Annotated in this window: 12 protein-coding genes; 2 read left to right on the top strand and 10 right to left on the bottom strand. The window is 52.3% G+C overall.

Translation table 11 applies throughout. The features are described from left to right. Positions 1-134: 134 nt before the first annotated feature. A complete protein-coding gene (locus GQ52_RS07180) occupies positions 135-323 on the bottom strand; it encodes a hypothetical protein (RefSeq protein WP_019883400.1) in 189 nt (62 codons plus the stop codon). A gap of 260 nt (positions 324-583) precedes the next feature. Then, a complete protein-coding gene (locus GQ52_RS07175) occupies positions 584-1,207 on the bottom strand; it encodes a glutathione S-transferase family protein (RefSeq protein ID WP_047516283.1) in 624 nt (207 codons plus the stop codon). 176 nt (positions 1,208-1,383) lie between these two features. On the opposite strand from GQ52_RS07175, the gene nadC reads away from it, so the two are divergent. After that, positions 1,384-2,256 carry a carboxylating nicotinate-nucleotide diphosphorylase gene (nadC, locus tag GQ52_RS07170; RefSeq protein ID WP_047516281.1) on the top strand — a complete coding sequence of 291 codons (873 nt, stop codon included), beginning with the start codon at positions 1,384-1,386 and terminating at the stop codon, positions 2,254-2,256. A gap of 785 nt (positions 2,257-3,041) precedes the next feature. Further along, positions 3,042-4,832, top strand: a complete 1,791-nt coding sequence (locus tag GQ52_RS07160; protein ID WP_052179146.1) for a GspE/PulE family protein — start codon at positions 3,042-3,044, stop codon at positions 4,830-4,832. Positions 4,833-4,857: 25 nt separating this feature from the next. Here GQ52_RS07160 and GQ52_RS07155 read toward each other — a convergent pair whose 3' ends face one another. From GQ52_RS07155 to GQ52_RS07120, 8 genes are all read right to left on the bottom strand, one after another. Next, a complete protein-coding gene (locus GQ52_RS07155) occupies positions 4,858-6,087 on the bottom strand; it encodes an ABC transporter permease (protein ID WP_047516273.1) in 1,230 nt (409 codons plus the stop codon). Continuing rightward, positions 6,080-6,796, bottom strand: coding sequence for an ABC transporter ATP-binding protein (locus GQ52_RS07150; protein ID WP_047518583.1), 717 nt, complete (start codon positions 6,794-6,796; stop codon positions 6,080-6,082). The genes GQ52_RS07155 and GQ52_RS07150 overlap by 8 nt, the downstream gene beginning before the upstream one ends. 4 nt (positions 6,797-6,800) lie before the next feature. Next, positions 6,801-8,054, bottom strand: coding sequence for an efflux RND transporter periplasmic adaptor subunit (locus GQ52_RS07145; RefSeq protein ID WP_047516270.1), 1,254 nt, complete (start codon positions 8,052-8,054; stop codon positions 6,801-6,803). A 15-nt stretch (positions 8,055-8,069) separates the two neighbouring features. Further along, complete coding sequence (locus tag GQ52_RS07140; RefSeq protein ID WP_235273040.1) at positions 8,070-9,485, bottom strand: TolC family protein; 1,416 nt, start codon at positions 9,483-9,485, stop codon at positions 8,070-8,072. A gap of 195 nt (positions 9,486-9,680) precedes the next feature. Continuing rightward, positions 9,681-10,226, bottom strand: a complete 546-nt coding sequence (locus GQ52_RS07135) for a cytochrome b/b6 domain-containing protein (protein ID WP_047516265.1) — start codon at positions 10,224-10,226, stop codon at positions 9,681-9,683. Positions 10,227-10,233: 7 nt separating this feature from the next. Further along, the gene (locus GQ52_RS07130) at positions 10,234-10,515 is read right to left on the bottom strand and encodes a PepSY domain-containing protein (protein WP_019883411.1); all 282 of its coding nucleotides are present in this window, start codon (positions 10,513-10,515) and stop codon (positions 10,234-10,236) included. Between the two features lie 18 nt (positions 10,516-10,533). Beyond that, entirely contained in the window at positions 10,534-11,574 is a 1,041-nt protein-coding gene (locus tag GQ52_RS07125; protein ID WP_047516262.1) for an alpha-hydroxy acid oxidase, read from the bottom strand. A gap of 6 nt (positions 11,575-11,580) precedes the next feature. Next, positions 11,581-12,261 carry a Fe2+-dependent dioxygenase gene (locus GQ52_RS07120; RefSeq protein WP_047516259.1) on the bottom strand — a complete coding sequence of 227 codons (681 nt, stop codon included), beginning with the start codon at positions 12,259-12,261 and terminating at the stop codon, positions 11,581-11,583. Positions 12,262-12,265 lie beyond the last annotated feature (4 nt).

The raw sequence follows: 12,265 nt of genomic DNA, 5'->3' as shown, positions 1-12,265 counted from the left end.
TTGTTCCCCTTCCTCTCGAAGGCCATCGCGCTACCTCTAAAATTAAGTCTCACGGACCCACACCGTTGAGTATTTCAATCTCCATGCTGATATTCGCATGGTTGTAAAACTGAAATGGAGAGAATAAATTCTGCTTATTTTTCTACGATGGCGTCAAAGTCGACCACAAAGCGGTACTGCTTGCCGCAATCGATAATCACTTCTTTTTGCCCACGTTTTAACAAGCGAATATCCACCTTGATGCTGCCAAAACCATCATGAGCAATCAGCTCATCCAGTAATTCGAGCAATCTTTTTTTAACCGGCGCATTGACAGCTTGCATAGAATTTATTCATCATTGTCTTGTTTATTTTTAAATGATAACAATTATCATTTAGTTTATCAATAATAAATTGCCAAAGTACACGCGTAAAGAATAGTTAATGGTAAAAATGGGAATTTCAGAGAAAAACAAAACCGGAACAATGGCTTAGGCGAATAGCGTCTCACCCTGTGACTATCGTCAGGAACAAGACCGTGAATGAGAGGAAAAACGAAGCAGAATACCCGCATTGATAGCAGGCACTCTGTCATGAAGCCAGGTTAGGGCTGTGGCATGGTTTGTTTGAAGCTAGGGCGTTTCACCAGCACGCCATAATGCTTGGCCAGGTTGGGAAACTTCTCTTGCCAGTATTTACCTTCCCACTGGACACTCTTAAAACGCAAATCCAGGTAACCCAGGGCGGTGCCCAGCGCAATATCGGCCAAGCTGAAGGTTTCGTTGACACACCACTTCTTTTTGAGCAAATCTTCATCCAGCGCGGTCAAACCAGCGGTCACCTTGGCAAACTGCTTTTCAATCCAGCCAGCAGACTGTTGTGCCTCTGGTTTGCGTTGTTCCAGCATCACAGCGACCGCCGCATCACAGATGCCATCCGCCAATGCTTCCCAGCGGCGTACTTTAATTTTGGCTGAATGATCTTGTGGAATCAGGTGCGCCACCGGCGTACGGTGATCCAGGTATTCAACAATGACGCGCGAGTCATACAAGGCATCGCCATCATCCAGCACCAGCACTGGCACTTTACCTAAGGGGTTATGCTGGCTCACCGGGCAATCCGGCGCCGATAACACCACCTCGGTTAAGGTCAAATCGACATGTTTTTCGATGGCCACAATACGCACTTTGCGCGCGTAAGGACTGTTTACCGTATATAAAAGCTGCATAGTGTGATGTGAGCCAGAAGATTGATACTTTTAACCGAAAAAAATACCCCATCACGAAAAGCTTATGCTTAAAAAACGCTGGTCTTATCGCATGTCTTGGGGCGCTTTTATTATAATAGCTTTTAGCATGGGCTTAGAATGTCACATGCATATTTTTTAACCTTGCTGGCAACCAGATGACCACATTCCCGCTTTACCAACACTTACCCGATTATCTCGACCAGACCATCATCGCTGAACAGGTACAAGCGACCCTGGCAGAAGACATCGGTAACGGCGACCTGACAGCCGCCCTGATCCCGGCTGGCACACAAGCCTCAGCGACCATCATTAGCCGCGAAGACGCCGTCATTTGTGGCTGTGCCTGGCTCGCACAGTGCTTTGATCAGTTGGACCCGGCAATACAACTGACCTGGCTGGTAAAGGATGGTGAGCGTGTGCAAGCCAATCAGCCGCTGGTCAATATTCAGGGGGATGCGCGCGCCATGCTGAGTGCAGAACGGCCAGCCCTTAATTTCCTGCAAACCTTATCGGCCGTGGCAACACATACCCGTCGCTATGTAGATGCCATTGCTGGTTTACCGGCACAGATTCTCGATACGCGAAAAACGCTGCCCGGCTTACGCCTGGCGCAAAAGTACGCCGTGCTCACCGGCGGTGGCGCCAACCAGCGACTGGCCTTGTACGATGGTATTTTAATCAAGGAAAACCATATCGCTGCCGCGGGCTCAATCACCGCCGTGTTACAAGCCGCGTTTGCATTACGGCAGACTGAGAATATCCAGATTGAGGTGGAAAACCTGGATGAACTGCAACAAGCGCTGGCTGCTGGTGCCACCAGCATTTTGCTGGATAACTTTACGCTGGAAGCGCTGCGTCAAGCCGTCGCAATGAACCAGAAACGCGCTTTGCTCGAGGCCTCGGGCAATGTGGATTTGACGACGGTGCGGGCGATTGCAGAAACAGGCGTGGACAGAATTTCGATTGGTGCGTTGACTAAAAATATACAGGCAGTGGACTTAAGTATGCGGATTCAGATGAAGCTATAGATCAGTTTAAAAGTAATTCTTTGAGCAAACGGCACAGGCCGTGATGCTTCAAGCAGAAACTCTTTCGCCTCTCGGCGAGTCACTTTCTGATGCTTGCCCCTCAGAAAGTAACCAAAGAGGAGGGCACCCAGCCATCACGGCCTTGCGGCTCCCTTGCGTTGCTCAACAAAATAAGACGGTCACGAAACTCGCCCTAGCAGCTTGCACACTGCGCAAGCTGCCGCGGTGCTCAAACAGTCGCTCCCTCTACTCTTATTTTGTCTCCGCTACTCAGCGTGATGGAATGGGATTTATCTCACCAAACTCACATCGCATAAATGCGGACGATTCAAAAACCAGATTCTTTTGTTAAACCTTCTAAACGATGGCGCTCATTTGGTGTTCGGGGTCCCCATCTGCCGCGCCGAGCAACGCAGGGTTGACGGGAGTTTTCGGCAAGCAACTGTTTGAGCTCCGTAGGAGCGAGTTTTTGATTGCCGCCCGGCAAACCGAGTAGCGCAAGGAAAAAGCGGAAGCTGGGGTGTCTTGTTCTTTGCCTTCTTTCTTATGGACAAGCATAAGAAAGAATGGTCGCCGAAAAGGCGAAATAGATAGTTCATCAAACAACCTTTGCTTTGGGCAAGCAAAGAAAAGTAACTCGCCAACAAGGCGAAAAGAGTCCTCACATAATCTGAAAAAAGAATACTTTTTCTCTGCATGATCACTTACCCCAAAGTGACCATTCCTGCCACTTTTCCATGGCATGATTTTTGCACCATAGGCTGGTACTCCTGCCCAAACATGACATGAATAGCCCAGCCCCATTTAATCTACCCAAAACCTTGGAAAGCCTGCGTCTGGGTGATTTGCTGCGCATGCTGGTTTCGGATGGCTGTATCGACAAGGCATGGGCAGAGAAACTGCATCAGGACCGCAAGCGGGACAGCTCCAAGATCCACCCGATTGTAATTGTGGCTGAACAAAAATGGCCAGACCAGCAGCAGCCGTCACAATTACTGACGGTGGAGAGCCTAAGCCGCTATGTGGCGGATAAGGCCGAAGTCCCTTACTACCATATTGACCCGCTGAAACTCGATTTCAGTGCCGCCGCGCAGATTGTGTCGCAAGCCTATGCCGAGCGTTTGCGCATCATGCCCATCACGGTCAAGGATGGCATCGCGACCATTGCCACCGCTGACCCGTTTCACCAGGAGTGGCTACACGACCTGGAGCGCCTGCTCAAATTGCGCATACAGGTGGTGATGGTGAATCCGCTGGACTTGCAGCGCTATTTGCCCGAGATATACCAACTCTCTGCCGCGATTCAATCTGCCAACGCGGCCAAGGCCGGGCAAATTGTCGGCGTACAAAACTTTGAACAATTGATCGAGCTGGGCAAGGACCGCCAGCTGGATGCCAATGAGCAACATGTAGTGAATATCGTCGACTGGTTGTTTAAATATGCGTTTGAGCAACGTGCCAGTGATATCCACCTCGAACCGCGCCGCAATATGGGCTTGATGCGCTTTCGTATTGATGGCGTATTGCATCAGGTGTACCAGTTGCCCAGCAATATCATGAACGCGATTACCAGCCGTATTAAACTGCTGGGCCGCATGGACATGGTGGAAAAACGCCGCCCGCAGGATGGGCGCGTCAAAACGGTCAGTGGGGATGGCAAGGAAATCGAATTACGTTTATCGACCATGCCCACTGCGTTTGGCGAGAAGCTGGTGATGCGGATTTTCAAACCGGATATTCTGGTACAAGACTTCCAGCTACTTGGCTTTTCTAAACGCCAGAGTGAACAATGGGCGCAATGGACGCGTCAACCGAATGGCATCATTCTGGTCACCGGGCCGACGGGTTCTGGTAAAACCACCACGCTCTACACCACGCTGAAACAACTGGCGACCGATGAAGTGAATGTGTGTACGGTGGAAGACCCGATTGAGATGATTGAACCTGCTTTCAACCAAATGCAGGTGACGCAAAATATTGGGTTGGGCTTTGCCGAAGGCATACGCACCCTGATGCGGCAGGACCCAGACATTATTATGGTGGGCGAGATTCGCGACCAGGAAACCGCGGATATGGCGATTCAGGCTGCACTGACTGGCCACCTGGTGTTATCCACCCTGCACACTAACGATGCCCCTTCTGCCGTGACCCGTTTACTGGACCTGGGCGTGCCGGCCTACCTGATTCACTCCAGCTTGCTTGGCATCATGGCACAACGCCTGGTGCGCTCGCTATGCCCGCATTGCAAAACCGAAACTGAGATTTCAGACGATGAATGGGCCAGCGTCACGCGCCCGTTTAAAGCCAAAAAACCGGCAAAAGTCATGAAGGCAGTGGGGTGTCAGGAGTGCCGGAAAACCGGCTACCGTGGCCGCACCGGCATTTATGAAATGTTGACCCTTACACCGGCCTTGCGCAAACTGATTACCCCGGAAACGGACTTGTTGCAGTTGCGGCAAGCAGCCACCCAGGCAGGCCTGCAACCATTGATGTTAAATGGGGCAGAAAAAGTGGCAGCGGGCCTGACCACGGTTGAAGAAGTGCTTAAAGTCGCCCCACCGATTGAAATGGACTAGCAGTCCTATCCCAAACAATCCACTACTATTGATAACGCAGGGCTTCAATCGGATTTAAGCGGGCCGCTTTTCTGGCCGGATAAAAGCCGAAAAACACACCAATACTGGCGGCGACGCTAAACGCAATCAATACTGATGCGCTTGAGATAATCACCTCGGCCTGCGTGAACACACTCACCAGCACCGCGCCCGTCACACCAATGACGATGCCGATCAGGCAACCAACGATGGAGATCATGATGGCCTCCAGCAAAAACTGCATCAGAATATCTGTTTCCCTCGCCCCAATAGCCATGCGGATACCAATTTCACGCGTACGCTCAGTCACGGACACCAACATAATATTCATAATGCCGATGCCACCGACCAGTAAAGATACTGAAGCAATCGCCCCTAACAGCAAAGACATGGTGCGCGCAGTTTCGGCCGCCGAATTAGCAATCGCCGTCAGGTTACGTACCGAGAAATCGCTGTCGGCACCTTCGCGAATATTGTGACGCTGGTTGAGCAAACCATTCAGCGCCTCTTCTACCATACTCATGACATTATCAGACTCGGCCTGCACCATGATCTGCCGCACCGTGCCGGGCAACTGGTTACCAAATAATTTTCGCTGCGCCGTCGTCAGCGGCACAATAATAGTGTCATCCTGGTCACGCCCGTCCAGCGTTTGACCTTTGCTATCAAGTACGCCAAGCACAACAAATGGGCGCTGGTTAATACGGATTGTTTTGCCGATGGGGTCAACATCCTCTTCTTCGCCAAACAGGTTTTGCACCACGGTTTTACCCAGTAAGGCAACGCGTGTGGCAGAGCGGGTGTCCGAAGCTGAAAACGGATAGCCAGCCGACAATCCCCAGCCACGGATGTCCATATACTCTGCCGTGGTGCCAATAATATCGGTATTCCAGTTATTGCTGGCATAGACGACTTGCCCTTTGCCCATGGTCACTGGCGCGACGCCGACCACGCCATACAGCTCACCAATCGCATTCGCATCGCGCACATTGAGCGAAGGCGCATTGCCGGTTGCGGTGCGGGCCCCGCCCATTCTTGGTGGGCCGGAAAGTACCACGAACAAATGGCTGCCCATGGCGCTGATAGAACGTTTGACCGAGGCCTCAGCCCCTTGCCCGATCGCCATCATCAGCACCACCGCACCCACACCGATCACCATCCCCAGCATGGTCAGAAACGTGCGTAAGCGATTAGCGCCCATGGCATGCCAGGCTTCCCCCAGCATGGCGCTAAACATACTCACTCCCGGCGACACTTGATGCACTACCGGTATCTTGTACTATCTTGCCATCCAGAAACCGCACCTGCCGCTTGGCATGTTCGGCAATATCGGTTTCGTGTGTGACCAGCACAATGGTGATACCTTCCTGGTTGAGGCTGTCAAAAATGGCCATGATTTCTTCACTGGTGGTACTGTCCAAGTTACCAGTGGGCTCATCAGCCAGAATCAAGCGTGGCTGATTCACCAAAGCACGGGCAATAGCGACCCGTTGCTGCTGCCCGCCAGAAATCTGGTTGGGATGGGAATGCATATGTTTGCTCAGCCCCACTTTTTCCAGCAATACCCTGGCACGTGCATGACGCTCTTCTTTACTCACACCGGCGTAAACCAGCGGCAAGGCCACGTTATCCAGCAAACTGGCGCGTGCCAGCAGGTTAAAGCCCTGAAACACAAAACCTATCGTTTGATTACGCACCTTTGGCACCTGATCCGCAGCCATGGTCGCCACCGCGTAGCCATCCAGCACATAGCTGCCTGCCGTAGGCATATCGAGACAACCCAGAATATTCATAAAGGTCGATTTTCCAGAGCCGGAAGGGCCCATGATGGCGACATAATCCCCAGCCAACACCTGCAAGTTGACGTCCTTTAATACCGGAAAATCCCCTGCCGCCGTTTGATAGGCTTTGTAGAGATGATGTACCTCAATCACAGACTTTTGCATGCGTTTAGAACATTCTCGGCCCACGCGGGCCATTATTATTCCCCTGCCCTTTATTGGCAGCGTTGTCACTTTGCAACTCGCTGACAATCACCTTATCACCCGCAGCCAGGCCCTCACCAGACACCGCGGTTGAGCGACCATCGGTAATGCCGGTATGCACGCGTATCATCACTGCTTGGCCAGCCCTCAATACATAAATTTTGCCCATGGCCCCACCCATTGCTGCGCTAGTAGATGGGCCTTGCCCTTCGCCTTTAGCGCCATGTTTGCGCCAGCCACGCTTGCCTTCACCGCCACCCGCCTCTGGTACTGACCGATCGGGCTGCGCAGAGGCACTCAGTTTGGGTTTATAGCGCAAGGCGGCATTTGGTACCAGCAAAGCATGCCGGGCTTTATCCACGATAATATTCACGTAGGCAGTCATGCCAGGCAGCAAGGTTAGATCCTGGTTATCAACCGACACCACCACGTTATAGGTCACCACATTCGAGGTATTGGTTGAATTCAAACGCAGTTGTTTCACCACGCCTTCAAAGCTGCGGTCAGGGAAAGCATCGACATTAAAATTCACTTTCTGCCCTTCTTTAATCTTACCGATATCCGCCTCGGCAAAACTGGTGTCAATCTGCATATTGGCCAAGTCTTGTGCAATTTGGATCAAGGTCGGCGTCTGGAAACTGGCAGCGACCGTTTGCCCTACATCGACCACCCGGTTGACAACAACACCAGATACCGGCGAGCGGATAATACTGAAATTGAGGTTGGTCACATCGCGTGCCAGCAAGCCGCGGGCAGTTTCCAGTTGTGCCCTGGCTGACTTCAATACCTGCACGGCGGTATCCAGCTCCTGCTTGGACACATACTCCTGCGCATATAACTGGCGCATACGTTTTTCATTGGCAATCGCCAGTTCCACCGCAGCCTCATTATTCCTGACGCTGCCTTTAGATTGCGCAATCTGCGCATTGAATAAAGTACTATCCAGCTCTAGCAGCACCTGGTCTTTTTTAACCACATCATTAAAATCAACATACATTTTTCTCACAATACCTGAGACCTGAGTACCAACGCTGATCAGGCTAACCGGGTTGAGCGTACCATTCGCCGATACCGTTTGCTCAACATGCCCTTGTGTCACTTCATCCAGGCGGTATAAATCTTCCGGCTTCGGTTGGTGGGTCTGCTTGTAATACCAATAGGCTACCGCGGCTATCGCGATTAACAGCAATACCACCAGTATGTTTTTGATGCGTTTCATAAATACGTGTCCGTTTTAGTGAGAGGTCGCGTGAGCGCCTGGCAGTGACTGAATCATGGCATGGTCAAGCTCGCCAATGGCTTGTGCCAGGGTGGCACGTGCGATATTGGCATTCAGTCCAGCCTGGATGTTTTGCTGACGTGCCAACGCCAGTGCGCTTTGCGCATTGAGTGTATCAATGATATTGCCGACACCGGCCTTATACCGCCCTAGCGCCACCCGATACGATTGCTCGGCACTTTCCAGCAGGGTTTTACTGGCTGTCATCGCTTGCAATGCGGTGCGCAAGTTTTGATAGGCACTCCACACATCCAGCGAAATCTGCAAACGTAAACGGTCACGCTGGGCAAGCCGCAGGTCAGCCGTCGCTTCGGCCGCGCGTATGCGGTAGGTGGGCGCGTAGCCGGCAAACAGTGGAATAGAAACGGTGACGCCCAATGTGGTTGCGCTATTGGCTGCATACTGTGAGCCATCTTGCAGATTATTGGAAACACCCATGCTGATGGTCGGTTTGCTGGCCGCTTGACTGGCAGCAATGCTGGCCTCGGCCGCGCGTACCTGTGCTTCACTGGCCATCAAATCCGGGCGGCGCTGCCCGGCCTGCTCAATCAATGCGCTGACATCGTCAAGAATGCTGGGCGGTGCGTCATTCATACTAGCGGCTAACTTCACTGGCCGGTTGGCAGGCGATCCCATCAGGTTCACCAATGCACCATAAGCGACGCGGAGTGTGCCTTCTATGGTAATGCGTTGCAACGTGAGCTGGGCATAGGCAGTTTGCGCCTGCAATTTATCGGCGGGCGTCGCCACACCAGCCTGGTAACGCGCATTGGCCGCTTTAAAACTTTCCTCTGCTGCACGCTCTGCCTGTTGGGCAGCTGTCAGTGCCGCAATATTGGCCTGTACCTGGTAGTAGGCAATAATGGTATTCAGCAACACGCTTTGTACCGTACTGCTCTGGGTAGCACTGGCAGCTAGCAGTAACTGGCGCGCATTCTCTACATTGGCTTTACGGTTGCCGAAGTCATACAAAAGATAGCTCGCCACCACACTGTTAGCGATATTCAGGTTGGGATTACCGCGCGTTGCAGATTCAGGGCTGAGCACGCCCATATTGCTGGAGACGGTATTGGTCACACTGGGTAAATAGGCCGATTTAGCCACACCCAATTGCGCTGCCTGCACACGGGCGCTGGCCCATACTTCGCTGGTCTGCGGGTTATGGCACAAACTGATGTCGACCACATCGGCCAGCGTCAGTGGCTGCTGCAGATCTACAGGGCTACAGTCAGCGGCATTGCCGCGATACTCACCCGGGATTTTTGGCAGCGTGTGTACTTGTGTGTCCAGCGGATCACCATCATCGTACCAAAGCGACTCCTGCGCATACACCATGCCCGGCAGCAACATTAAACATAAATATTTGCGCATGCGATCACTCGAAATCAACAAGACAGCGCCACAGAGTAAGATTCATAAATCATCACGGATATCAGCAGATGTGCCATCTTAAATGAAGCCGCTGCGCGACTAAAGAGAGCGATACATTTTGATACTTTTATACAAAGTAAAAACAGGCAGGATTTGGGGGGAGTATACGGAGATCATGCCAGCTGGCATCCGCATTCAGCGAGATTTGCGTTTAAGTGGCGCCGAACGCCCATGTATCATTTGTGATAACAAATGCTGGCCAGACAGCCGTGACACCACAACCACTGCCAGCACATGTATCACAATCAGACCAAGCAAACCCAGACTAAGCACAGCATGCAGATCTACCGGCCAGTCTTCGCCCCATAAGGCATCTGTACGGCTGAGCCAGCCAGTCAGGGCGAGCGCGGCAATCAGTAACCAGATCAGGTAGACTGACCATTGCCCCAAGGGATTGTGCCCTTGATGAGGGCTAAGATGTCCTTGCCGCATCTCGGCGATATGCGTGCGTATAGCACGCCAGCGCGGCAGATAAAAACGCGCGCTGCTGAGCCTGGTGCAACAGCCTAGCGCGATACGCACAGCCACAATGCCCAGCACCGTATAGCCGACTGAACGATGTATCCAGTCGGTTTCATACCAGGCATAGCTCATCAACCACAAAGCAATCACGCCAGCGGCCACCAGCCAGTGACTAAGCCGCAGCCACCAGGGCCACAAGATATCCGCGCGTGCTTGCATGAAAATATTAGTCTTTGAGGCCAATCGCTTTCACAATCGCCAGCGTTTTCATATCAAAATAAATCTCGACCTTTTTACCCTCTTTGCTACGGCCATAAATTTCATAACAGTTACCATCAATCTTGAATTTCTTAATGGTATAACCCTCGGCTTCCATCGCCTCTTTCAGCGTATCTTCAGAAGCCCACTCTTCTTTAGGGTAGGATTTGCAGTCTGCCGCGGCAAACGCGCTCGTGGCTGAGATAGAGAGTGTTGCAGCCAATACTATGCGGATGAATAATGTATTCACGTTACTTCCTTTCAATCATTAAAACAGGGCTACTTTGTGTAGCGCTTTTAAATTGGCAACCCCGGTCAATGCCATGGTCATTTCCAGTTCATCACGTAGTGTGCGGATGACTTTAGCGACACCCAGCGCCCCTTCTGCTGCCAACCCCCAGACATAAGGCCGCCCGATACAGACTGCATCTGCACCCAATGCCAGCGCTTTAAATACATCTTGCCCACTACGTATACCGCTATCGACAATCAGTTTGCATTGTCCGCCGACAGCATCCGCAATCGCAGGCAATACGTCCACCACGGTGGGCGTCGTATCCAGTACGCGCCCACCGTGGTTGGAAATAACTAGCCCCTCACAGCCAAGGCCTGCGGCCTGTATGGCGTCTTCGACATGCATCAGGCCCTTAAGTAAGAACGGCACGGGGCATTGCTCACGCAACCAGGCGACATCCTCCCAATCAGGGGCTTGCGACATCCAGCCATCAAACACCTGGCTTTGCCCAGGCCCAATCGCCTTAGGCGTCAAGGGTTGGCTCAAATTAACAGCAGCAATACCTTCGGGCAAATCCATCACCGCCTGCTTGACTGGCGCATCTACAGTAAACACCACGACGCTATATCCGGCAGCCAGGGCTTTTTGCAGCAAGGCCAATGTGCGCGGACGGCCACCCTGCCAATACAACTGAAACCATAATGGTTGCTGTGCCTGCGTAATAATCTCTTCAAGTGGCTGGCTAGCCAGGCTGCTCACCAGCATTTGCCCCTGCTGGGCATTACACGCCACCGCAGTGCCTACTTCGCCGTCAGCATGAAACAACTTTTGATAGGCCACCGGCGCCAGCATAATCGGGTGCTCCCAACGCTCACCAAACAGCTCGCAACGGGTATTAGGATGGTTTAAAGTCGCCAGCGGTCGCGGGTAAAGCTTGATCGACTGCCAGCCTTGCACATTCGCCAGGCTCTGCTGCCCGCTGCCTGCATCAGATTGTAAATAATGCCAGATATCAGCAGGCAATCCAGATTGCGCTTGTTGCGCGTAGTGTTGCAATAAGGGAAGTGCTTGCATGCGTGTTTATAAAGCCCACTGCCGTAAAAGATTGTGATAAATCCCAGTGAGCTGAACCACTTCAGCCGTTTCACCATGCTGCTGACGCAGCCTGACCAACGCCATATCCATATCAAACAACATGCGCCGGTGTGCGGCGTCACGCACCATGCTCTGGATAAACATAAAACTGGCCAAGCGCTCGCCACGCGTGACAGGCGTCACCGCGTGCACTGAGCTGGAAGGGTAAATCACAATAGACCCGGCCTTGAGCTTGATGCGCTGATCGCCAAACACATCCTGCACCACCAGTTCGCCGCCATCGTACTCATCCGGATCATTAAAAAACAAGGTGGCAGAGACATCTGCCCGCACGCGCGCACTGCCATCCGGCATGCTACGCATCGCACTATCCACATGAAAGCCATAGTGATTGTTTTGCCCCGCATAACGGTTCACAAACGGTGGCAGAATTTTGTCCGGCAAGGCCGCCGAAAAAAATAAAGGATCGCGATGCAATGCCTGCAACACGATCCCTCGAATGTTTGCCAGCAACGGATCCTGTTCGGCCAGTTGCTGGTTATTTTTGACCTGTGCTGCCTGCGCCCCGGCGGTATTGCGACCATCTATCCATTGCGCCTGTTTAAGCAGGCCTCGGATGGTAGTCAGTTCTTCTTTCAGCAATACATCCGGTAACGTCAGCAGCAAATCA

This window comes from Methylophilus sp. Q8, assembly GCF_000800115.1.
GTDB lineage: Bacteria > Pseudomonadota > Gammaproteobacteria > Burkholderiales > Methylophilaceae > Methylophilus.
This window is presented reverse-complemented; position numbering and strand designations above follow the sequence as displayed.

Coding starts and splice junctions, on each gene's coding strand:
- GQ52_RS07180 (WP_019883400.1), bottom strand. CDS start 323: ATGCAAGCTGTCAATGCGCCGGTTAAAAAAAGATTGCTCGAATTACTG.
- GQ52_RS07175 (WP_047516283.1), bottom strand. CDS start 1,207: ATGCAGCTTTTATATACGGTAAACAGTCCTTACGCGCGCAAAGTGCGT.
- nadC (WP_047516281.1), top strand. CDS start 1,384: ATGACCACATTCCCGCTTTACCAACACTTACCCGATTATCTCGACCAG.
- GQ52_RS07160 (WP_052179146.1), top strand. CDS start 3,042: ATGAATAGCCCAGCCCCATTTAATCTACCCAAAACCTTGGAAAGCCTG.
- GQ52_RS07155 (WP_047516273.1), bottom strand. CDS start 6,087: ATGTTTAGCGCCATGCTGGGGGAAGCCTGGCATGCCATGGGCGCTAAT.
- GQ52_RS07150 (WP_047518583.1), bottom strand. CDS start 6,796: ATGCAAAAGTCTGTGATTGAGGTACATCATCTCTACAAAGCCTATCAA.
- GQ52_RS07145 (WP_047516270.1), bottom strand. CDS start 8,054: ATGAAACGCATCAAAAACATACTGGTGGTATTGCTGTTAATCGCGATA.
- GQ52_RS07140 (WP_235273040.1), bottom strand. CDS start 9,485: ATGCGCAAATATTTATGTTTAATGTTGCTGCCGGGCATGGTGTATGCG.
- GQ52_RS07135 (WP_047516265.1), bottom strand. CDS start 10,226: ATGCAAGCACGCGCGGATATCTTGTGGCCCTGGTGGCTGCGGCTTAGT.
- GQ52_RS07125 (WP_047516262.1), bottom strand. CDS start 11,574: ATGCAAGCACTTCCCTTATTGCAACACTACGCGCAACAAGCGCAATCT.